21 protein-coding genes and 1 riboswitch are annotated in these 22,077 nt (G+C 67.6%); of the genes, 7 read left to right on the top strand and 14 right to left on the bottom strand.

The annotated features are described in order from the left end of the window. Positions 1–15 precede the first annotated feature (15 nt). From EYZ64_RS04415 to thiO, 3 genes are all read right to left on the bottom strand, one after another. Positions 16–774: a thiazole synthase gene (locus tag EYZ64_RS04415; RefSeq protein ID WP_135452154.1), complete on the bottom strand. Its 759-nt coding sequence runs from the start codon at positions 772–774 to the stop codon at positions 16–18. Beyond that, positions 767–967 carry a sulfur carrier protein ThiS gene (thiS, locus tag EYZ64_RS04410; RefSeq protein ID WP_135452152.1) on the bottom strand — a complete coding sequence of 67 codons (201 nt, stop codon included), beginning with the start codon at positions 965–967 and terminating at the stop codon, positions 767–769. Before thiS ends, EYZ64_RS04415 begins: the two co-directional genes overlap by 8 nt. Then, positions 964–1,968 carry a glycine oxidase ThiO gene (thiO, locus tag EYZ64_RS04405; protein WP_135452150.1) on the bottom strand — a complete coding sequence of 335 codons (1,005 nt, stop codon included), beginning with the start codon at positions 1,966–1,968 and terminating at the stop codon, positions 964–966. The genes thiS and thiO overlap by 4 nt, the downstream gene beginning before the upstream one ends. Beyond that, positions 1,958–2,072: riboswitch (TPP riboswitch) on the bottom strand. It overlaps the preceding gene by 11 nt. A 35-nt stretch (positions 2,073–2,107) precedes the next feature. Between thiO and thiE the strand changes: the two genes are divergently transcribed. Continuing rightward, on the top strand, positions 2,108–2,779 hold the full coding sequence (thiE, locus tag EYZ64_RS04400; protein WP_135452148.1) for a thiamine phosphate synthase: 672 nt from the start codon (positions 2,108–2,110) through the stop codon (positions 2,777–2,779). 4 nt (positions 2,780–2,783) lie between these two features. Here thiE and EYZ64_RS04395 read toward each other — a convergent pair whose 3' ends face one another. Further along, positions 2,784–3,290 carry an NUDIX hydrolase gene (locus tag EYZ64_RS04395; protein ID WP_167857704.1) on the bottom strand — a complete coding sequence of 169 codons (507 nt, stop codon included), beginning with the start codon at positions 3,288–3,290 and terminating at the stop codon, positions 2,784–2,786. Positions 3,291–3,425: 135 nt separating this feature from the next. Here EYZ64_RS04395 and glnX point away from each other — a divergent pair, with 135 nt between their 5' ends. Genes glnX through EYZ64_RS04380 form a run of 3 tightly spaced genes read left to right on the top strand, consistent with a single transcriptional unit; the run spans position 3,426 to position 7,989 of the window. After that, positions 3,426–4,745, top strand: a complete 1,320-nt coding sequence (gene glnX / locus EYZ64_RS04390; RefSeq protein WP_135452146.1) for a protein kinase G-activating protein GlnX — start codon at positions 3,426–3,428, stop codon at positions 4,743–4,745. After that, positions 4,745–5,713: a glutamate ABC transporter substrate-binding protein gene (locus tag EYZ64_RS04385; RefSeq protein ID WP_135452144.1), complete on the top strand. Its 969-nt coding sequence runs from the start codon at positions 4,745–4,747 to the stop codon at positions 5,711–5,713. The genes glnX and EYZ64_RS04385 overlap by 1 nt, the downstream gene beginning before the upstream one ends. Then, positions 5,713–7,989, top strand: a complete 2,277-nt coding sequence (locus tag EYZ64_RS04380; protein ID WP_135452143.1) for a serine/threonine-protein kinase PknG — start codon at positions 5,713–5,715, stop codon at positions 7,987–7,989. The genes EYZ64_RS04385 and EYZ64_RS04380 overlap by 1 nt, the downstream gene beginning before the upstream one ends. Before the next feature lie 5 nt (positions 7,990–7,994). Here the strand turns inward: EYZ64_RS04380 and EYZ64_RS04375 are convergent, their stop codons facing one another. After that, a complete protein-coding gene (locus EYZ64_RS04375; protein WP_135452141.1) occupies positions 7,995–8,915 on the bottom strand; it encodes a cytochrome c oxidase assembly protein in 921 nt (306 codons plus the stop codon). Between the two features lie 40 nt (positions 8,916–8,955). On the opposite strand from EYZ64_RS04375, the gene EYZ64_RS04370 reads away from it, so the two are divergent. Continuing rightward, complete coding sequence (locus tag EYZ64_RS04370; RefSeq protein ID WP_502702936.1) at positions 8,956–9,951, top strand: VWA domain-containing protein; 996 nt, start codon at positions 8,956–8,958, stop codon at positions 9,949–9,951. A gap of 6 nt (positions 9,952–9,957) precedes the next feature. Here EYZ64_RS04370 and EYZ64_RS04365 read toward each other — a convergent pair whose 3' ends face one another. Genes EYZ64_RS04365 through EYZ64_RS04350 form a run of 4 tightly spaced genes read right to left on the bottom strand, consistent with a single transcriptional unit; the run spans position 9,958 to position 16,137 of the window. After that, positions 9,958–11,088, bottom strand: a complete 1,131-nt coding sequence (locus EYZ64_RS04365; protein WP_135452139.1) for an acetate kinase — start codon at positions 11,086–11,088, stop codon at positions 9,958–9,960. After that, positions 11,085–13,181 (bottom strand): phosphate acetyltransferase, encoded by a 2,097-nt coding sequence (pta, locus tag EYZ64_RS04360; RefSeq protein WP_167857703.1) that lies wholly within the window; start codon positions 13,179–13,181, stop codon positions 11,085–11,087. Before pta ends, EYZ64_RS04365 begins: the two co-directional genes overlap by 4 nt. Positions 13,182–13,215: 34 nt before the next feature. Continuing rightward, positions 13,216–14,538, bottom strand: coding sequence for an aspartate aminotransferase family protein (locus tag EYZ64_RS04355; RefSeq protein WP_135452136.1), 1,323 nt, complete (start codon positions 14,536–14,538; stop codon positions 13,216–13,218). A 42-nt stretch (positions 14,539–14,580) separates the two neighbouring features. Further along, complete coding sequence (locus EYZ64_RS04350; protein WP_135452134.1) at positions 14,581–16,137, bottom strand: APC family permease; 1,557 nt, start codon at positions 16,135–16,137, stop codon at positions 14,581–14,583. A gap of 244 nt (positions 16,138–16,381) precedes the next feature. Here EYZ64_RS04350 and EYZ64_RS04345 point away from each other — a divergent pair, with 244 nt between their 5' ends. Continuing rightward, on the top strand, positions 16,382–17,143 hold the full coding sequence (locus tag EYZ64_RS04345; protein ID WP_135452132.1) for a GntR family transcriptional regulator: 762 nt from the start codon (positions 16,382–16,384) through the stop codon (positions 17,141–17,143). Between the two features lie 10 nt (positions 17,144–17,153). On the opposite strand, the gene fgd is transcribed toward EYZ64_RS04345, so the two are convergent. Beyond that, the gene (fgd, locus tag EYZ64_RS04340; RefSeq protein WP_135452130.1) at positions 17,154–18,164 is read right to left on the bottom strand and encodes a glucose-6-phosphate dehydrogenase (coenzyme-F420); all 1,011 of its coding nucleotides are present in this window, start codon (positions 18,162–18,164) and stop codon (positions 17,154–17,156) included. A 34-nt stretch (positions 18,165–18,198) separates the two neighbouring features. Here fgd and EYZ64_RS04335 point away from each other — a divergent pair, with 34 nt between their 5' ends. Continuing rightward, positions 18,199–18,933 carry an MBL fold metallo-hydrolase gene (locus EYZ64_RS04335; RefSeq protein WP_135452128.1) on the top strand — a complete coding sequence of 245 codons (735 nt, stop codon included), beginning with the start codon at positions 18,199–18,201 and terminating at the stop codon, positions 18,931–18,933. Here the strand turns inward: EYZ64_RS04335 and EYZ64_RS04330 are convergent. The 4 genes from EYZ64_RS04330 to EYZ64_RS04315 all read right to left on the bottom strand — a co-directional run bounded on the left by EYZ64_RS04330 (position 18,930) and on the right by EYZ64_RS04315 (position 22,030). Next, complete coding sequence (locus tag EYZ64_RS04330) at positions 18,930–19,232, bottom strand: hypothetical protein (RefSeq protein WP_135452126.1); 303 nt, start codon at positions 19,230–19,232, stop codon at positions 18,930–18,932. The genes EYZ64_RS04335 and EYZ64_RS04330 overlap by 4 nt on opposite strands. An 18-nt stretch (positions 19,233–19,250) precedes the next feature. Next, positions 19,251–20,348, bottom strand: coding sequence for an LLM class flavin-dependent oxidoreductase (locus tag EYZ64_RS04325; RefSeq protein ID WP_135452124.1), 1,098 nt, complete (start codon positions 20,346–20,348; stop codon positions 19,251–19,253). Continuing rightward, entirely contained in the window at positions 20,345–20,845 is a 501-nt protein-coding gene (locus tag EYZ64_RS04320) for a GNAT family N-acetyltransferase (RefSeq protein WP_135452122.1), read from the bottom strand. The genes EYZ64_RS04325 and EYZ64_RS04320 overlap by 4 nt, the downstream gene beginning before the upstream one ends. A gap of 105 nt (positions 20,846–20,950) precedes the next feature. Next, complete coding sequence (locus EYZ64_RS04315) at positions 20,951–22,030, bottom strand: class I SAM-dependent methyltransferase (protein WP_135452120.1); 1,080 nt, start codon at positions 22,028–22,030, stop codon at positions 20,951–20,953. Positions 22,031–22,077: the final 47 nt, after the last annotated feature.

Genomic DNA, 22,077 nt, shown 5'->3' with positions numbered 1-22,077 from the left:
CGCCTCGGCGCGAAATCACAGCGCCGGGCTCGACGCCTGTGCCCAGAATCGCTTCGGGATACGCCCCGCCTGACGCGCCAGATATCCGGCGGTGACGGCTGCCGACATCGCGGCGGCCATGGTCGGCGGGTCGGAGGCACGAGTGACGGCGGTGGCCAACAGCACGGCGTCACAACCCAATTCCATCGCCATCGCGGCATCCGAGGCCGTGCCGATCCCGGCATCGAGCACCACCGGCACCCCGGCCTGCTCGACGATCATCTCGATGTTGTGCGGGTTGGAGATGCCCAGACCGGTGCCGATCGGCGAGCCCAGCGGCATCACCGCGGCACAGCCGGTGTCCTCCAGCCGGCGGGCCAGCACGGGGTCGTCGTTGGTGTAGGGCAGCACGATGAACCCGTCATCGACCAATTGCTCTGCGGCCTTGACCAATTCGATGGCGTCGGGCAACAGCGTGCGCTCGTCGGCGATGACTTCGAGTTTGACCATGTCGGTGCCCAGCGCCTCGCGGGCCAGCTGCGCGGTCAGCACAGCCTCGGCGGCACCGCGACAGCCCGCGGTGTTCGGCAGCGCCGCGATGCCGAGCCGGTTGAGCAGGTCGAGCACCCCGGTACCGGTCTCGGCGTCAACCCGCCGCATCGCCACGGTCGTCAACTCTGTCCCCGAGGCCACCAGAGCCTCTTCCAGCACCGCCAGATTCGGCGCGCCGCCGGTTCCCATGATCAGCCGGGAGCCGAACTCCCGGCCGCCGATCCGCAGAACTGAATCACCCACCCTGCACCGCCGTCACGACCTCCACCCGGGCTCCGTCGGACAGGGTCCGATCCCATTCCGAGCGGGGCAGCACCGTCCAGTCCAGCGCGACGGCGATGCCCTTCTCGGGGAAGCCCCGGGTTTCCAGCAGTCCCTCGACGGTGGTCTGCTCGTCCACCTCGAGGGTCTCGTTGTTGACCGTGATGGTGATCATTTCGCTCCCACGCCTACCTCGAGTTCAGCCGCGATCCGCTCAGCGGTCCACGGCGCCAACAGAAATCCGTTGCGGCCGTGTCCGACGGCCACCAGCGTGCGCTCGTCGACACGTTCGACGATCGGCAGGCCGTCCGGTGTCATGGGCCGCAGCCCCGCCGCCGTCTCGGCCAGTTCGTACTCGCCCAGCGCCGGCATCACCGCGCAGGCGTCCTCGAGCAGATCACGCACCCCGCTGACCACCGGCGCGGTGTCGCGGCCGTGCTCGTACTGGGTGGCGCCGACCACCACGCCCTCGGCACGCGGCACCAGGTACACCGGCCGCCCGTGCACGCGGGCCCGGATCACCCGCTGCGGCACCGGCATACAGCCCTTACGCCACCGCAGCCGCAGCACCTCGCCCTTCACCGGACGCACCGGCAGGCCCGGCAGGAGCTTCGGGGCGTCGATCCCGTTGGCAACCACCCGCACGTCCGCTTCGACATCGGCCAGATCCTCGACGGGCCCGGCCCAGCGCACGGCCAGTCGCTCGCAGTGCGCGGCCAGCCCGTCGACTACGGCGCGGTTGTCCACGGCGAGTTCGGTGGTGGCCCGGAACCCGTGCCGGATGCCTTGGGCCAGCAGGGGCTCCACGTCACGGGCAGCCGTGATCAGTTCGACGGGCTGCCCCTGGGCCGACAGCCATTCGGCGACGGTACGCAGGTCGGCCACGTCGGCCCGGTCGACGGCGACGACGAGTGACTCACGCGCGGTGACCACCTCGGGCGCCAGCCCGTCGAGGAATCCCGAGTGCCACAGCTTCAGTGATTCCAGGCCGATCTGCAGTATCTGTTCCTCGCCCGGCCAGCCTTCGCTGTGCGGGGCCAGCATTCCGCCGGCCACCCACGACGCGCCGCGCTCACGCGTGCAGTGCAGCCGCACGGTCCAGCCGTCCAGCGCCGCCCGCCGTGCCACCGACAGCCCGATCACACCGCCGCCGATGACGGCAAGTGTTCGCGCCATACCTGCTCCCTTCGCCGGCATGACCCGGATCAGGTGTGACGGTCAGGGCCGGTCCGGATGCCCACTCTCAGCCCCTCGTCCCCGGGGCTCCCGTATTGCCAGTCCAGGGTACTCGGGCGGAACCGGCTACCGTCGCGGTGTGGAATCACCCGCCGACCGTCTGCAGCGCGCCACCCTGTACCTGTGCACCGATGCCCGCCGCGAGCGTGGTGACCTGGCCGAATTCGCCGATGCCGCGCTGGCCGGCGGGGTTGACCTGATCCAGCTGCGGGACAAGGGCTCGGCCGGGGACAAGCAGTTCGGGCCGCTGGAGGCCCGTCAGGAACTCGAGGCGCTGGAGATCCTGGCCGACGCGGCCCGCCGCCACGGTGCGTTGCTGGCGGTCAACGACCGGGCCGACATCGCCCTGGCGGCCGGGGCCGACGTACTGCACCTCGGCCAGGACGATCTGCCGCTGGACATCGCCCGCGGCATCATCGGCGAGCGTCCGGTGATCGGCCGCTCCACCCATGACGCCGGGCAGGCCGCCGCCGCGATCGATGAGCAGGTGGACTACTTCTGCGTCGGCCCGTGCTGGCCCACCCCGACCAAACCCGGCCGGTCCGCACCGGGCCTGGACCTGGTGCGCTCGACGGCCGCGTTGAACCCGGCCAAGCCGTGGTTCGCGATCGGCGGGATCGATCAGCAGCGACTGCCCGAGGTGCTGGCCGCCGGCGCCCGGCGCATCGTGGTGGTCCGCGCGATCACCGCCGCCGAGGATCCCCGGGCGGCGGCCGCGGAATTGAAGGATGCGGTCACTCAGGCTCGTTGAGGGCCTAGTGATGCCGGTTGTGCTCCAGCGGCAGGGACGCCGTCACCGCCCGCAGCTGCTGCCAGCTCGCGGCGAACCCGGGATGCAGCGGCAACTCGGCCACCTCGTCCTCGGCCACCCAGCGCAGCTCCGAACTCTCCCGGTTGGGGATGGTCTCCAGCGGCTCGGGGACGTCGGCGATCACCGTCGTGTAGGACCAGTGCGTGCCGCCGATACCGGCCACCTCGGCCGTCACCACGGTGGTCCGCACGGTGAGCTGCTCGGCCGTCACCCCGGCTTCCTCGTGGGCTTCGCGGACCGCGGCCTGCTCGGCGGTCTCATGACTGTCGCGGGCACCGCCGGGCAACGCCCACGTTCCGCCCTGATGACTCCACGGGGCCCGGTGTTGCAGCAGCACCGCCGCCGATCCGCCCGGCCACGGTGCCCGCAGCAGCAGGCCGGCCGCACCGTGGCGCCCCCAGTACCGGGCGCCGTTGTCGGAGAACACCCAGCCGTCACCGTCGCCACGCACCCGTACAGGATAAGGAACGTCGCGAGTTTCGGTGGGTGCCAATTTCTCAGCGAGCCTAAGCGCGGCGCTCTTAGAATTTTTTTATAGTGGTGGGACGCCCCGTTTGTACCGAAACTAAATGAGGTCCGTGCGCAGGTGACTGTGGAGTTGGCACATCCCTCGACCGAACCACTCGCGTCCCGGTCGCCGACCACTCCTGCCCACCCGCGCTGGTGGTTTCTGTGGACCACTCCCGGACGCATCCTGACGATCGGGCTCGTGTTGTCGGCCCTCGTGCTCGCCAGCGCGTTCGCGACGTCCACCACGATCAACGACCGCCAGCAGGCATTGACCACGGTGCTCGACCACACCGAGCCGCTGGCGTTCGCGGCCGGCCAGCTCTACACCACGCTGTCGGTCGCCGACGCCGCCGCTGCCACGGCCTTCATCGCCGGAGCCGAACCCCGCGACGTGCGCCAGCGGTACGAGCAGGCCATCACCGACGCCTCGGTGGCGGTGACGCGGGCATCGAGTGGGTTGACCGACGAAGCGCTGGTGCAGCTGCTCGGCCGGATCAACGCACGGCTCGCCGTCTACACGGGCCTGGTGGAGACCGCACGGACCAACAACCGGGCCGGCAACCCGGTGGGTTCGTCGTATCTGTCGGAAGCCTCGGCGCTGATGCAGTCGCAGATCCTGCCCGACGCGCAACGCCTGTACGAGGAGACCTCGGCACGGGTGGACGCCGAGACGACGGCCTCCACCCGGATCCCGACCGCGGTGATGTTGGTGGTGCTGGCCACGTTGATGTTCGGCGCGTTCGCCAACCGCTGGCTGGCCCGCCGGACCCGGCGACGGGTGAACATCGGTTTCGTGGCGGGCGGCATGGCCGTGCTGATCATGCTGATCTGGGTGACCACAGCTCTGGTGATCTCGACGTCGGACAGCCGCAACGCCAAGGACACCGCCGCCGAATCCCTCAAGACCGTGACCAACCTCGCCATCACCGCCCAGCAGGCCCGGGCCGACGAGACGCTGGCCCTGATCCGGCGCGGCGACGAGAACCTGCGCAAGCAGTCCTACTACCAGCGCATCGAGGCCATGCAGCAACAGCTCGCGCAGTATCTGGCCCGTGACACCCGCATCGACAAGAGCGATCTGACGGGTGCCGAAGACCTGCTCACCAAGTGGCGTGCGGCCGATGACCGGATCAACGCCTACATCGCGGTGGGCAATTATCAGGCCGCGACGCAGGTGGCGCTGGGCACCGGCGAGGACGATTCCACCTCGGCCTTCGACAAGCTCGACGACGCGTTGTCCAAGGGCATCGAGCAGAGCCGCAGCCAGTTGCGCAACGACATCGCCAATGCCCGCCGGGTGCTGTCCGGCGCGACCGTGGGTGCCGCCCTGCTCAGCGTGGCCGCGGCGCTGGCGGTGGCGCTGGGCCTGTGGCCTCGACTGAGTGAGTACCGCTGATGAGGAAGATGAAGAAGACGTTGGCCGTCCTGACCGCGGCCCTGGCGGTCGCCGGGTGCAGTCAGAGCGCGCCGGCCCTGACGTTGCCGACGATGACGCTGGCGCCGCCCAGCCCGGCCGGCATGCAGGAACTCGCCCCCCAACCGGTGCGGGTGCCGGAGCCGGAGACCGACCAGTGCAACCGCACCGCGAGTCTGCGGCCGTTCAGCAATCAGGCCGACGCCGACGCGGCAGTGGCCAAGATCCGCGACCGCGGACGGCTGGTCGTCGGCCTCGACATCGGCAGCAACCTGTTCTCCTTCCGGGATCCGATCACCGGTCAGATCAACGGGTTCGACGTGGACATCGCCGGGGAGGTCGCGCGCGACATCTTCGGCACGCCGTCACAGGTCGAGTACCGCATCCTGTCCTCGGCCGACCGCATCACCGCCCTGCAGAACAATCAGGTCGACATCGTGGTCAAGACCATGACGATCACCTGCGAGCGCCGCAAGGAGGTGAACTTCTCCACGGTGTATTTCATGGCCCACCAACGCATCCTGGCCGCGCGTGACTCCAACATCTCGCAGGCCTCCGACCTCTCGGGCAAGCGGGTGTGCGTGGTGGACGGCACCACGTCGCTCAAACGGATCCAGCAGATCAGCCCGTCACCGATCATCGTCTCGGTGGTGACCTGGGCCGACTGCCTGGTGGCGCTGCAGCAGCGCCAGGCCGACGCGGTCAGCACCGACGATTCGATCCTGGCCGGGCTGGTGGCGCAGGATCCGTACCTGCACATCGTCGGCCCGAGCCTCAATGAAGAGCCCTACGGCATCGGGTTGAACCTGGAGAACACGCCGCTGGTCCGGGTCGTCAATGCGACGCTGGAGCGCATCCGCCGCGACGGCACCTGGAACACGTTGTACCGCAAGTGGTTGACGGTCCTGGGTCCGGCGCCCTCTCCCCCGGTCGCGAGGTATGTCGACTGATGAAGAAGCCCGACGACACTGAGCTCCCCGAAACCCCCGACACTGCGGGCGGTCCCGGGACACAGCCGGCGAGCCTGGAAGACCTCGACATGGATTCGCAGTCGACCATGCGGCCCATGGCGACCCAGGCGGTGTTCCGCCCGGAGTTCGACGATTCCGACGACGGTACGTTCGGCGGCGGCGATACCGAACCGCAGAACCTCGCCACGATCGCCACCCGGATACTCTCGCCGATCCGCAGACTGGGCGGCGGGCTGGTCGAGATCGCGCGGGTGCCCGAGCGGGATCCGTTGACGGCGTTGATGACCAACCCGGTGGTGGCCGAGCAGAAGCGGTTCTGCTGGAACTGCGGCAAGCCGGTCGGCAGGTCCTCGTCCGACGGGCACGCCCTGTCGGAGGGCTGGTGCCCGCACTGCGGCAGCGCGTACTCGTTCCTGCCGCAGCTGTCCCCGGGCGAGATCGTCGCCGACCAGTACGAGATCAAGGGCTGCATCGCCCACGGTGGATTGGGCTGGGTGTACCTGGCCTTCGACCACAACGTGAACGAACGTCCGGTCGTGCTCAAAGGCCTGGTGCATTCCGGTGACGCCGAGGCCCAGGTGATCGCGATGGCCGAGCGCCAGTTCCTGGCCGAGGTGACGCACCCGGGAATCGTGAAGATCTACAACTTCGTCGAACACGATGACAAGCACGGCAACCCGGTCGGCTACATCGTGATGGAGTACGTCGGCGGAACATCGCTCAAACAGGCCAGGGGCACCCGACTTCCGGTCGCCGAGGCGATCGGCTACATGCTCGAGATCCTGCCCGCGCTGGGCTATCTGCATTCGATCGGGCTGGCCTACAACGACCTCAAGCCCGAGAACATCATGATCACCGAGGAACAGCTCAAGCTGATCGACCTCGGTGCGGTATCGAAGCTCAACTCCTACGGATACCTGTACGGCACACCGGGATTCCAGGCCCCCGAGATCGTGCGCACCGGGCCGACGGTGGCCACCGACATCTACACCGTGGGACGCACGCTGGCGGCGCTGACGATGAACCTGCGGACCCGGCGGGGTCGCTACGTCCTGGGGCTGCCGTCCGAGGATCCGGTGCTCGACACCTACGATTCCTTCGGCCGGTTCCTGCGCCGCGCCATCGATCCCGATCCGCGGCGGCGGTTCCGCAGCGCCGAGGAGATGTCGTCGCAGCTGCTCGGTGTGCTGCGTGAGGTGGTGGCGGCCGACACCGGGATCCCCCGCCCCGGTCTGTCGACCGTGTTCAGCCCGTCCCGGTCGACTTTCGGAGTCGATCTGCTGGTCGCCCACACCGATGTTTATGTTGACGGGCAGGTGCATTCGGAGAAGCTGACGGCGCAGGAGATCGTGCGGGCGCTGCCCGTACCCCTGGTTGATCGCACCGATGTCGGGGCCCCGATGCTGGTCGCCAGCGTGCTCAGCCAACCCGTTCATACCCTGGACCAGTTGCGCGCGGCGCGGCACGGCGCCATCGACTCCGAAGGTGTGGACCTGTCCGAATCGGTGGAGCTGCCGCTGATGGAGGCGCGCGCCCTGCTCGATCTGGGTGACGTCGCCAAGGCCACCCGCAAGCTCGACGACCTGGCCACCTGGGCCGGCTGGCGCTGGCAACTGGTCTGGTTCCGCGCGGTGGCCGAGATGCTGTCGGCAGACTATGACTCGGCGACAAAGCATTTCACCGAGGTGCTGGACACGCTGCCCGGGGAGCTGGCGCCCAAGCTGGCGTTGGCGGCGACGGCCGAGCTGGCCGGCACCGCCGACGAGCTCAAGTTCTACAACACGGTGTGGAGCACCGACAACGGCGTGATCTCGGCCGGTTTCGGATTGGCCCGCGCCGAGTCGGTTGCCGGAACACGGGACAAGGCGGTCGAAACCCTCGACGAAGTTCCGCCCACCTCGCGGCATTTCACCACAGCCCGGCTGACCAGCGCGGTCACCCTCCTGTCCGGCCGGTCCACCGGCGAGATCACCGAACAGAACATCCGCGATGCGGCCCGACGCGTGGAGGCACTTCCCGATTCGGAGCCGCGCGTGCTGCAGATCAGGGCGTTGGTACTGGGCACCGCGATGGACTGGCTGGCCGACAACTCGGCGAGCAGCAATCACATCCTGGGATTCCCGTTCACCGAGCACGGTCTCAAGCTGGGCGTCGAGGCGTCACTGCGTGCGCTGGCCCGGGTCGCCCCAACGCAGTCGCACCGCTACGCACTGATCGACCTGGCCAACAGTGTGCGGCCGATGAGCACGTTCTGAGTTCCTCAGCGGTGATAGCGGTCCCGCAGTTGCGGGTCGGATTCCCACCAGAGTGCGGAAGCGCCGGTAGCGCGCTGCTCCTCGACTCCGGCGTCGATCTCGGCGTCCACCTCGGCGGCGTGCCTGCGCTCATGCGAGCCCAGCGCCCGCATCAACACCATGATGAACGGGATGCCCAGCACATCGCCCAGAATCCACAGCACGCCGGCGCCCAGCGTCTGGTCGTCGCGCAGGGAGGGCCCCCAATCCCGGTGCAGCGCAGAGTAATAGTCGTAGGCGATCAGCGGCCCCAGCCACAGCACCAGACCGAGGACGCCGTCGCCCAGACCCTCGGCGACGCTGATACCGATGGACAGCAGGGGCGAGTACCGCCGCGGAACGGGATCCGACTGCAAACGGGTGTAGAAGTAACAGAAACCTATGGCGGACAACGCGATGTTGGTCAGATCCGCGATCACCGGGTTGACCAGCGAGGCGACGTACCACGGAGTCAGGTAGAGCAGCCACGGCGTCGCCAGCATCAGCACCGACGTCACCGGCGGTGACAGCACCACCCGGGCGACCCGCGACCCGAGCATCGCGTCGAGTTGCGCGCGGGCATTCGGGCTCGAGGCCTCGCGAACAGCGGTCACCGGCTGGCCCAGCGCCAGCAGGAACGGCACCACGTACAGCAACAGCAGCACCTGCAGTGCCCGCACCCAGAACAAGACCGGGGCGTACACCCCAACGGGACCCTGGGTGGCCAGCAGCCACCACACCAGGCCGGCGCCGAAGCACCAGGCCTGGAGCCGCCCCGCACCAGCGATGCCCCGGGCGCGCCGATGGCACAGGTAGTAGCCCACCCCGATAACGAGGATCAGCAGGAGAGCCGCCCCAGACACAGCGTGAACGTACGCCGCGAACCTGGCAGCATTCCGCCAGGTCATTGTGCTGGCGTTGTGAGGCCTGCGGTCAGACCCTCTGGGCGTGAGCGCTTTGTCGTTGTCCGGGTTCCAACACCGCTGGTTCTTCCTGTGTGCACTGGTTGCCGTCGGAATGCTCGCCCTCTACGTTCAGCGGTACCGGGCGAAACGCATCCCCGTGCTCAGGTTCGCCAACATGGATGTGCTGACTGCGGTCGCCCCTTCGAGGGTGCAGCGACTGCGGCACGTGCCCGCGGCCCTGCTGCTGATCTCTCTTCTGCTGCTGACCATCGCCCTGGCCGACCCGACGCGCGATCACCTGATACCGCGCAATCGTGCGGTGGTCATGCTGGTCATCGATGTCTCAGAGTCGATGGCGGCCGACGACGTCGCCCCCAACCGGCTGGCGGCCGCCAAGGAGGCGGGCAAGAAGTTCGTCGACGGACTCAACCCGAGCGTCAACCTCGGGTTGATCGCATTCGCCGGTACCGCCACGTTGTTGGTACCACCGACGACCAAGCGGGCTCCGATGAAAGCCGCGATCGACAAGCTCGAACCGGCCGAACGCACCGCGACCGGCGAGGGCATCTACACCGCACTGCAGGCGATCGCGACGGTCAGCGGGGTGATCGGCGGAGGTGACGGCCCGCCGCCCGCACGGATCGTGCTGGAGTCCGACGGCAAGGAAACCGTGCCGCTGGACCCCGACCAGCCACGAGGGGCGTTCGCCGCCGCACGCGCCGCCAAGGCCCAAGGAGTCCCGATCTCGGTAATCTCCTTCGGCACCCCCAACGGCTACGTCACCCTCAACGACCAGAAAATCGCAGTACCCGTCGACGACCAAACCTTGCAGGAGATCAGCAAGCTCTCCGGAGACGGCCGGGTGTTCCACGCCGACACCATCGGCTCCCTGGAGGAGGTGTACAGCACGTTGCAGCAGCAGATCGGGTTCCAACTGGTCCCTGCCGATGCCAGTGCCGGATGGATCATTCTCGCCACCCTGACGCTGGCCGCCGCGGCTGTCGCCGGGCTCGCGCTCAATCGGCGGTTGCCGGGCTGATCCCGGTCAGACCAAGGCCGCGCTGGCCCGCGCGATCGCCAGCTCCTCATTGGTCGGCACCACCAGCACCGTCACCGCCGAGTCCGGTGTCGAGATCCGTCGGGCTTCGGGTGACCGCAACGCGTTGAGTTCCTCGTCGATCTCGATCCCCAGCCCGGTCAGCCCGGCCAGCGCGTCGCGGCGTACCCCGGCGTCGTTCTCGCCGACTCCCGCGGTGAAGCTGATGACATCGGCGCGGCCCAGCACCGCCAGGTACGCACCGACATACTTGCGGAGCCGGTGGATGTAGACGTCGTAAGCCAATTGTGCGTTCTGATCGCCGGATTCGATCCGGGCGCGCAATTTGCGGAAGTCGTTCTCGCCGCCGAGGCCACGCACCCCCGACTGGCGGTTGAGCATCGTGTCGACGTCCTCGACACTCATGCCGGCCTCGCCGCACAGATACATGATGATGCCCGGGTCGACGTCGCCGCTGCGGGTGCCCATCACCAGGCCCTCCATCGGCGTCAGGCCCATCGACGTGTCCACCGGCCTGCCACCGGCGATCGCCGATGCCGACGCACCGTTACCCAGATGCAGGACAATCTGATTCAGCGACTCGTAGGGCGTACCGAGGAACGCGGCGGCCTGCCGGCTGACGTACTCGTGCGAGGTGCCGTGGAAACCGTAACGCCGGATACCCCAGCGCTCGGCGACCTCGCGATCGATGGCGTAGGTCGCCGCGGCCTGGGGGAGGTTGTGGAAGAACGCGGTGTCGAACACGGCCACATGCGGCAGGTCGGGCAGCAGCTTGCGCGCCACTTCGATACCCAGGATCGCCGGCGGATTGTGCAGCGGGGCAAGTGGAGACAGCTCTTCGAGCTTGGCCACCAGCGTGTCGTCGATGACGGTCGGCCGGTAGAAGGCGGTCCCGCCGTGCACCACCCGGTGACCGACCGCGGACAGTCCCAGCGTGGCGATGTGCAGGCCCTGGGCGGCGAGCGCCTCGTGCGCCGCGTGCAGCGCGGCCTCATGATCGGGCACCTGCGCCGAGCCGATCTGCTCGATGATGCCGTCGGCCAGGAACTCCCCTGAATCCGGTTTGACCACCGCGTATTTCAGCGACGACGAACCGGAATTGAGCACCAGAACCGTCATGAGTTTCCTTGCGCCTGAATCGCCGTGATCGCCACGGTGTTGACGATGTCCTCCACGAGCGCCCCTCGAGACAGATCGTTGACCGGCTTGTTCAAACCCTGCAGCACCGGGCCGATCGCGATGGCGCCGGCACTGCGTTGCACCGCCTTGTAGGTGTTGTTGCCGGTGTTGAGGTCCGGGAAGATCAGGACGGTAGCGCGCCCGGCCACTGGCGAATCGGGCATCTTGGTCGCCGCCACCGACGGCTCCACCGCGGCGTCGTACTGGATCGGCCCCTCCACCAACAGGTCCGGCTCCCGCTGGCGCACCAGTTCGGTTGCGGCCCGGACCTTGTCGACGTCGGCACCGGTACCCGAGGTGCCCGTCGAGTAGGACAGCATGGCCACCCGCGGATCGATGCCGAACTGCGCGGCGGTGCGTGCCGAGGAGATCGCGATGTCGGCAAGTTGTTCGGAGGTCGGGTCGGGCACGATCGCGCAGTCGCCGTAGGCCAACACCCGGTCGGCCAGGCACATCAGGAAGATGCTCGACACCGTCGAGATTCCCGGCGCGGTGCGGATGATCTCGAAGGCCGGACGCACGGTGTGCGCCGTGGTGTGTGCGGCACCCGACACCATGCCGTCGACCATCTCGTTGTGCACCAGCATCGTGCCGAAGTACGAGACGTCATGGATGATCTCGCGGGCCTGCTCGACCGTCACACCCTTCTTGCGGCGCAGTTCGGCGTACTGCTCGGCGAACTGGTCGCACAATGCGCTGGTGCGCGGATCGAGCACCACGGCCGCATCGATGTTCACCCCGAGTTCCGCTGCGCGGGAACGGATCTGGCTTTCCTCACCGAGGATGGTCAGCTCGGCCACCTCGTGCTGCAGCAACCGGCCCGCGGCCTTGAGGATGCGGTCGTCGGTGCCTTCGGGTAGCACGATGCGCCTGCGGTCGGAGCGGGCCTGGTCGAGCAGCTGGTAGGTGAACATCTGCGGCGTGGTGACCGCGGGGATCGGGATGCTCAACTGTGCGATCAGATCGTTGACGTCGACGTGCTTGTCCATCAGCGCCAGCGCGGTGTCGATCTTGCGCTGCGATTTCGCCGTGACCCGGCCGCGAGCGCCTGCGACCCGGCTTGCGGTCTCGAAGGTGCCGTACTTGGTGGCCACGATGGGCAGCCGCAGCCCGAGCCCTTCCACCAGCGACGCGACGGCCGGGTGCAGATCGAGGCCGCCGTTGAGGATGATGCAGGACAGTGACGGAAAGCCTTCTGCCGCATGAGCACTCACGACTGCCAGCACCACGTCGGACCGGTCACCCGGGGTCACCACCGCGACGCCCTCGGTCAGCCGCTCCAGGCAGTGCTCGGCGGTCATACCGGCGACCATCACGCCCATCGCCTCACGGGACAGCAGCTCAGGATCCCCGGCGATCATCGTGCCGTCGACCGCCACCTTCAGTTCGGCGACCGACGGGGCGACCAGCAACGGCTCCTCGGGAAGCACGTAGGCGGGCGGGCCGAGCGGTTTGAGGGCCTCGGCCACCGCGGTCAACTGGGCCGGGTCGCACCGGTTGGCGACCACCGCCGCGGCGTGCGCATGCTGGTGGTTCAACTCGGCCAGGCACACCTCGACCACGTGGGCAACCTCGTCGGGCGTGCGGTCGGCGGCCTTGACCGCGAGCACCACGGGCGCGCCGAGGTTGACCGCGATGCGCGCGTTCATGCTCAGCTCGCTGGGGGTGGCGACGTCGGTGTAGTCACTGCCGACGATCAGCACGGCGTCGCACTTCTCGGCCACGCGATGGAACCGGTCGACGATTTCGGCGATCGCGACGTCGGGGTCCTCGTGCACCTGCTGGTAGCTGACGCCGACGCAGTCGTCGTAACTCAGCCCCGCGGTGGTGCCGGCCAGCAGCAATTCGAGGATGTAATCGCGATCCTCACCCAGGCGCGTGATGGGCCGGAATACGCCCACCCTGGGTACGGTCGCAGCAAGCCGATGCAGCATCCCGAGTGCGATGGTCGACTTGCCGGTATCACCTTCTGGTGACGCAATGTAGATCGCGGTAGCGACGACTGCCTCCGGCACTGATACAGCTTCCCTCATCAGGGTTTGGACGGCCAGATGCTCTGCTTTTTGCTCAGCGCAGCTGACGCAGCGCATCGGCGAATTCGGTGCAGAACCAGTCCACATCCGACAAAGAGAATACCAGGGGGGGTCTCACCTTCAGCACACTGCCCTGTGTCCCGCAAACCGAGATGAGTACGCGCCGGTCGCGCATCGCGTTGACCAGATCGTGGGCGCCGGCCCGATCGGGGGTCAATAGATCAGGGTCGGTCACCATCTCGATCCCGACGTACAGCCCGGCGCCACGGACATCGCCGACGCGCGGGTTCTCGGCGGCCACCCCGGTGAGCTCGTCACGCAAGACGGTGCCGACCTTGGCCGCGTTGGCCATCAGCTGCTCGTCCTCGATGACGTCGAGCACCGCGCCCGCCGCGGCCATCGACACCGGATTGCCGCCGAAGGTGTTGAAGTACGGCACCTCGCGGGCGAACGCCTCGAGCACCTCACTGCGGGCGGCCATCGCCGCCACCGGCAACCCGTTGGCCATCGGCTTGCCCATGGTTACCAGGTCGGGCACGACGCCGTGGCGGGTGAAACCCCACATCGCCTCCCCGGTGCGGCCGAAACCGGGTTGCACCTCGTCGGCGATGAACACCCCGCCGGCCGCGCGCACCGCCGCCACCGCCGGCGCCAGCACCGCGGGGTCGGGGTAGATGCCGTCGGAAGAGAAGAAGGTGTCGACGATCAGGCAGCTCAGCCCGTGACCGGCCGCCTTCAGATCAGTGATCGCGGCGTCGACATCGGCCAGGAACCGGCCGGCCACATCGTCGCCCGAGCGGTAGCTGTCCGGCGCGGCCACGGCGCGCACATGCGGACCGATGCTGGTGGCGCCGCCGATCGACGGTGAAATCGCCGTCACTGCTTCGGTATTGCCGTGGTACGCATCGCGGGTGACGATCACACCGCGTGCCCCGGTACACATCTGGGCGACCCGCAGGGCCAGATCGTTGGCCTCCGAGCCGGTGCAGGCATACATCACCCGGTCGACTTCTCCTGGGAGCGTGGCCAACAACCGTTCCGAGTACTCCACGATGCCGTCGTGCAGGTATCGGGTGTGGGTGTTGAGCGTCTCGGCCTGGCGGGTGATGGCGGCGACCACGCGCGGGTGACAGTGCCCGACGCTGACGACGTTGTTGTACGCGTCGAGGTAACGCTCGCCGTCCGCGTCGAACAGGTGGCTGCCGCTGCCCCGGACCAGGTGTACCGGCCGTTCGTAGAACAGCCGGTACGCCGGGCCCAGCAGGTGCGAGCGGGCCTCGATCAGCCTTTCGATATCAGGATCGGTCGCCAGACCCCCCGAATAGCTGTTGGAGTCCATGATGTTCGAGAAACCCATGGCACTCGCATTCCTTTCACTAACCGCCGGCGCGGCCCGCCGCTAACGTTCGTGCGCTTCCTCCAACACTGTGCGCCCCAGATCGGAATAGCGTTGCGGATCCCTGAATTTCAGGAACAGCGCCCACAGCACCCCACCGATTCCGGCGATGCCGACAACATACGGGATCGACGTGAAGATCCAGTCCGAAGCGGCTGAACCCGCAGCGAACGACGCGTTCTTGGCGAGCAGGTAGATGACGTAGAGCATGCCGACCCCGCCCAGCAGCGGCGCCAGGAACGTGGTGAACCAGTTCGCGGTCTCCGGATGCCGCTTCTGCACGTGGAAGAACGAGATCACGGAGAATGCCGCCAGGGCCTGCACGATCATGATTGCCGTGGTGCCCAGCAAGGCCATCAGGCCGTAGAGCCCGGTGTAGGGGTCACGCCCGGTGATGTCGAAGAACAGCACCAACGCGGTCGCGAATCCGGTCTGTACGAATCCGGCGATGTGCGGTGAGCCGTGCACCGGATGGGTGGCGCCGATGGTCTTGCGCATGCCCGGGATGACGTTCTCCCGCCCGAGGGCGTACAGGTAGCGGGCGGCGCAGTTGTGAAACGCCATGCCGCACGCGAATGAGCCGGTCATCAACAGGATCTTGAACAGGTCCACGGCCCACTCACCGAGATGCTGCCGCACCGGGGTGAAGAAGATATCGCCCGCGGTGGTCGAATCCTGCGCCAGCGCAATCGCATTCTGCGGACCGGTGCCGACGATGGCCAGCCACGAAACGATGATGTAGAACGCGCCGATGCCGACGACCGAGCAGATCACCGCAATCGGGATGATCTTCTTGGGGTTTCGGGACTCCTCGCCGTACATGGCGCTGGACTCGAAGCCCACCCACGACCAGAACGCGAAGAACAGGCCGACGCCGGCCGATCCGGCGACGGTGATCATGCTGCCGTCGACACCGGCCACCTCACCGGAGAGACTCTGGAAACCGTTGAGCGGGTTGAGCGATCCCAGCGACCAGCCCTGCGGACCGCCGCCGGTGAACACCACGGACAGCGCCATCATGGCGAGCATGATGATCTCGGTGATCAGGAACACCCCGAGCACTTTCGCCGCCAGATTGATGTCGAAGTAGGTCAGCACGGCGTTCACGGCCAGCATCACCACGGCGAAGATGACCCACGGCACGTCGATGTTGAAGAACGACTTGAACAGATCGTTGCCGAAGAACGAGAAGATGCCGATCAGCGACGCCTCGAACACCATGTAGGCCAGCGCGGTGAGGAATCCCGCACCCAGGCCGACGACGCGTCCCAGGCCGTGCGAGATATATCCGTAGAAGGCGCCGGTGGCGGTGATGTGCTTGCTCATCGCCGCATAGCCGATGGCGAACAGGGTCAGCACGATGGTGGCGACGAAGTACCCGGCGGGCGCGTAGGCGCCGTTGCCGAAGCCTACCGCGATCGGCACGTTGCCGACCATGGCGGTGATGGGAGCGGCCGTGGCGACCGCCATGAACAGCACGCCGACCAGTCCCACGGCGTTGGGTTTGAGGCGTTGGATAGAGGTGCCGGACGGGGCCGGCGGATCGATGATCTCGCTCATTGCGGGTCCTAACTGAAGGACGGTTTTCGGACCACTATTTGGTCTGATTGTTTGGTGTCGACGACGGCTTTGTAGTGCGACGCAGCACATTGTTATCCCGCCCAGATCATCGGGCAACTCGAAACTTGTTGCGGGTCAAGCGCTTTGTTGCCGTTATGTTTCGAACCTGGGAGTCGTGCAACGAGCAGGTTAATCGGTGGGTTTTGGTCTGCTCTCGGGCGTCGATTTGGTCCACACTCGGAACATGTCCCTGACATCCGGCGGCCCCGTCGCCGAGGACGTGCGTCGACGCATCCTGTCCATGTTGGCCCTGGGCACCCTGCGCCCCGGCTCGCGACTGGGCACCGAGCGTGAGATGGCGGAGAGCTTCGCGGTGTCGCGATCCACCCTGCGCAGCGCGCTGCTGCCGTTGAGCCAGGCCGGTGTGCTGGAGCGCCGGACCGGGCGCAACGGCGGCACGTTCGTGCGGGCCGACGTCGTGGAACGCAACGCAGCGGAGTTGGCCGGGCTTCCTGCCCGGCTGCGCAGCAGCGGTCACAGCAGCGCCACCCGGGTCCTGGCGACCGATCGCAGACCGGCCACCCAGGTGGAGTCGCGTGCGCTCGAAATCGCCGATGGCGCAGAGATATTCACGGTCCGTCGGTTGCGCTACGCCGACGGTGTGCCGCTGTCGGTGGACCTGTCCTGCTTCGTGGCCGAGCGCATGGAGGACCTGCTGGAACAACCGCTCGGCGGTTCGCTCTATGAGTTGGTGCGGGTGCGGTACGGCCTGACGCCCGCTGTCACCACCGAGACCATCGAAGTGGTCAGCGCCAGCCCTCGCGAGGCGCAATGGCTCGGCATCGCCCAACGCAAGCCACTATTGGCGATCACGCGCATCACGCGCGACAGCAGTGGCGAGCCATTCGAGTACGCCTCCGACCTGTTCCGCGCCGACCGGGTCCGGCTCACAGCGACGAGCCATGGCGCGGTCGGCGCGGTGCAGCGCTCAGTGAGCAGCGCCTGAGCCGCCCAACTCAGCCCAGCTTGCGCAGCCGGGGCTCCAGGTCCTTCTTGAACAGGTCGAGGAACCGGCGCTGATCGTGCCCGGGCGCGTGGAACACCAGGTGGTTCAGGCCCCACTCGACGTACTGGCCCACCTTCTCGACCGCCTCGTCGGGATCCGACGCGACGATCCAACGCTTGGCGACCTGCTCGATGGGCAGGGCGTCGGCGGCCTTCTCCATCTCGATCGGGTCCTCGATCGAGTGCTTCTGCTCGGGCGTCAGCGACAGCGGCGCCCAGAATCGGGTGTTCTCCAGGGCCAGCTTGGGGTCGGGATCGTAGGAGATCTTGATCTCGATCATCCGGTCGATGTTCTCGGCATTGCGCCCGGCGGCCTCGGCGCCTTCCTTCACGGCGGGGATGAGCTTGTCCTTGTACAGCTCCGCACCCTTGCCGGAGGTGCAGATGAAGCCGTCACCCGCGCGGCCCGCGTACTTGGCCACCACCGGCCCGCCCGCGGCGATGTACACCGGGATGCCGCCCTCGGGCACGTCGTAGATCGAGGCGCCCTTGAGCTTGTAGTACTCGCCGTCGAAATCGACGCGGTCACCCACCCACAGCTCGCGCATGAGCTTCACCGACTCGCGCAGCCGCGCGAAACGCTCCTTGAACTCCGGCCACTCCCCGATGTAGCCGGTGGCGATCTCGTTGAGCGCCTCACCGGTGCCCACCCCGAGGAAGATCCGGCCCGGGTACAGGCAGCCCATGGTCGCGAACGCCTGCGCGATCACCGCCGGGTTGTACCGGAACGTGGGCGTGAGCACCGATGTGCCCAGCACCAGCCGCTCGGTCCGCTCGCCCACCGCCGTCATCCAGGCCAGTGAGAACGGTGCGTGCCCGCCCTCGTGGCGCCAGGGCTGGAAATGGTCGCTGACCGTCGCACTGTCCATTCCCGCCGCTTCGGCCAGCACTGCCAGCTCGACGAGTTCACGCGGGGCAAACTGCTCCGCCGATGCCTTGTATCCCAGTTTCAGTTCAGCCACGGTTCGTTTCTACTCCTACGCCTAAACTCGCGACATGGCAGCAGCCCTGACCGCGATCACCGAGCATGTGCACTTCGCACAAACCGACTTGGTCAACTGGACGCTGGTGACCGACGGAAACCGGGTCATGCTGATCGACGCGGGGTTCCCGGGGCAGCGCGAGGACGTCATCGGCTCGGTCCGCCAACTGGGGTTCACGGTCGACGACATCGCCGCCGTCCTGCTGACCCACGCCCACATCGACCACTTCGGAACCGCCATCTGGCTGGCGAAAAACCATGGCACACCGGTCTTTTGCCATTCCACCGAGCTCGGGCACACCAAGCGTGAGTATCTCGAGCAGGCCGCGCCGGCCGATGTGGTGCGCAACATCTGGCAGCCCCGCTGGCTGAAGTGGGCGGCCACCATCACCGCCAAGGGCGGGATGAACCACGCCGGCATCCCGACCGCGCGGGCGCTGACCGACAACGAAGATCTCCCGGGCAATCCGGTGCCGGTTCCCACCCCGGGGCACACCGGCGGACACTGTTCCTTCATCGTCGACGGGGTTCTGGTCAGCGGCGACGCCCTGGTCACCGGACATCCCCTGCTGCGGCACACCGGCCCGACGCTGCTGCCGGCCCTGTTCAACCACGACGAGGAGGGCTGCCTGACCAGCCTGAAGACGCTGGCGGCAGTCGATGCCGAGGTGATGCTGCCCGGACACGGCCCGCTGTGGCGCGGATCGATCGCCGACGCCGCCTCCGCCGCGGCGGCCCGGCACGCCTAGTGCTGCAAGATGCGGTACCCCAGCAGGAAGAACCCGGTCAGGCACAGGCCGCAGGCCAGCACGATCGTCGGCATCAGGACCAACTGATCGAGCTCGTCTGGGTCGAACACCTCGTCGTCGTACACCGACCCGAACAGCACCTTGGCAAACGTAGTCCGGCGAAAAGCGTGCATCCGTCGTTGTGATTCCGCCGAGTCCGCCCGACGACCGATGAACAGCCGCAAAGCCACCCCGGTCGCGAACACCACCGCAGCCGCTGCCAGCAGCAGCGATCCCACGATTACCTGCAGACTCGGCATCGCAGGCCAGCCTAGCCGCTAACCGCCCCACCGCTGCGCTATCAGCCGGTGGGAGCGCAAACGGTCCTCGTGCCGGTGCGTCACCGAGGTGATGACGAGTTCGTCCGCCCCGCTCACCCGTTGGAGGGCCGCCAGCCGCGCGGCCACCTGATCGGGGTCTCCGACGAATTGCGTTGCGGTACGGTCCCGGACCACCTCCAGCTGTTCGTCGGACAGCGGTCCGCAGTCGGCCGGATCCGGGTAGGGAATCGCGCCGCCGCCGGCCCGGATCGAGTACACCCAGTGGCCGTAGCTGGACGCCAGATACCGCGCGGTGGCTTCATCCTCGGCCACCACCACGTCGGCCGATACCGCCACGTACGGCTCGGACAGGTACTCCGACGGGGTGAATCCGTTGCGGTACACCTCGATTGCCTCCAGCGCGGTGGCCGGGGTGATGTGATAACTCGCCACGAACGGCAGCCCACGCGCGGCGGCGACGCGGGCGCTCTGTCCCTTGCTGCTGCCGAACACCCACGGGGTCAGGCCGGCGCCGGCGCCGGGCACGGCTGTGCCCAGCTCGTAGCGGCCGGCGAGCATGGCCAGGATGTCATCCAGCTGTTCGGCGAAATCCGGTGTGACGGCTTCGGGTTGCTGCAACACCGCCATCCGGGACCGCACCTGCGGGTCCCGCATCAGCGCGCTGACATCGTACGGAGCCGGGACCACCACTCCGTCGACCTCGTGCCACTCCCTCGGCGGCCGTGGCTCACGGGGTTTGTCCCGCACCGCTTCGGCGCGTTTCTGCCCCGAGCGGCCCACCCCCAGATCGATCCGGCCGGGATGGAACGCGGTCAGTGTGCCGAAGCTCTCCACCACGGCGACGGCGGTCGTGTGGCCGAGTTGCACGGCGGCGGTGCCGACCCTGATCCGTTCGGTGGCCGCGGCGATCTGCCCCACCAGAACGGCGGGTGACGAGCTGGCCACCGATACGAAATGATGCTCGGCGACCCAATACCGTTGAAAGCCCCACTGTTCGGCGCGCTGAGCCAGGTCGACGGTATTGCGCAGTGCGGTCACCGCGTCGCTGCCGGCACTGATGGGAGCCAGGTCGAGAATCGATAGCGGCACCGTCATGTGCCGTCCTCCCTCGACAGCTCCTTCTCGAAGGCGATCGGACAGACCGCCCCCTCCCCCTCAGCCGGCATCGGGGCGATCAGCCGGCGGTAGCCCGCCGAGTCGTAGAGCGCTTCAGCCTCGGGCTGGAGGTGACCCGTCGTCAGATAGACCCGCCGGTACCCGCGTGCGGCGATCTCGCTTTCGAGGTGGGCCAGCAGCACCCTGGCGTATCCCCGCTGCCGATAGCGACTGTCGGTCCAGATGCGTTTGAGCTCGGCGGTGTCGGCGTCGAATCGGGTGAATGCCCCGCCGGTCACCGGCACGCCGTCGAGCACCCCGATGTACAGGCCACCGCCGGGCGGGGCGAACTCGTCGGCGGACTTCCCGCGCAGCCAAACCATCATCTGTTCGGGTGTTCCGCCGTAGCGCCCCGAGTACTCCACCGACAACTCGGCCAGCAGCGGGGCGGCCAGTGGATCATCCAGGCCGACCGCGGCAAACCGCACACCACTCACGGGGGCTGACTTAACCACCGTTCCGACATTCACGCCTGCTTCAACGCACAGTGCCGGCCGGGATATGCCCACAGGCTCAGCCTGAACAAAACCCTGCCGAGCCGCTCATTTCCTGGCGAGGTAGTAGTAGTTCGCCGGGTCCTGCTCGATCTCGGTGACTTCCACATCGGTGAATCCAGCGTCGGTCAGCATCGACACGGCCAACTGCCTGCCCCACATCGTCCCCAGCCCGGCGCCTCCCAGGCCGAGCGAGACCGACATGCAGTGCGTCAGCGAAACCGCGTAGCGATACGTGCTCATCGCGGCGCCGATGTTGTCCTCCAGCCGGCTGGAAGCCTTGATGTCGGCCATCACCAGGACTCCCCCCGGCCGCAGGGAGCGATGGATGTTCTCCAGTACCCGAGCCGGCTGCGCCTGGTCGTGGATCGCGTCGAAGGCGGTGACGAGGTCGTACGCCGCGGTCTGGTCCAGGTCGGCCAGGTCGGCAGGCAGGAACGAGACATTGGTCAAACCACGTTGCGCCGCATCGGCGGCCCCGGTGCCGACCGCTTCCGCCGAGAAGTCGATACCGGTGAATCGGCTGGCCGGATAGGCCCGGGCCATCAGGCCGATCGCGTACCCACTGCCACATCCGAAATCGGCGACGTCGATTCCGCTCTCGAGCCGTCGCGGAAGGCCATCGACCAATGGCAGCACGGAACTGAGCAGGGCGGCGTCGAAAACCTCTCCACTGCGTTCGGCCATCACGGTGTGGAAGCGCGGATAGTCGTCATAGCTCAGACCGCCCCCGTCGCGGAAGCAGCCGAGGATCTTCTGTTCGACTTCGCACATCAGCGGGACGTACTGGGCCAGGCGCGCCAGATTGCCCAGGCCGGCGTCGCGCGTCAGCGCCGCGGCACGGTGACCGGGCAACCGATACGTCGAGGACTCCGCGTCGTAGTCGACCACCCGCGCCGCGGCCATCCCGCCGAGCCATTCACGGACGTAGCGTTCGTCGAGGCCGGCTGCGTCGGCGATCTCGGCGCTGGTTGCCGACGGCAGGTTCGCCATCGCGTCGAACAGCCCGGTCTGATGGCCGAGGCTCATCAGCAGGACCAGGCCCGCGCTGTCGATCGCCGAGGTCATCCGTTCGGAGAAGTCTTCAACCGTCTCGGTAACTGCCTGCTGGTCAGTGCCATTCACCATCACGCCCGCCCAGACTACGCGGCCTCGGCCACCCCCTTCCGCGCAAA

It is taken from the genome of Mycobacterium sp. DL99, from assembly GCF_004762045.1.
GTDB lineage: Bacteria > Actinomycetota > Actinomycetes > Mycobacteriales > Mycobacteriaceae > Mycobacterium.
This window is presented reverse-complemented; position numbering and strand designations above follow the sequence as displayed.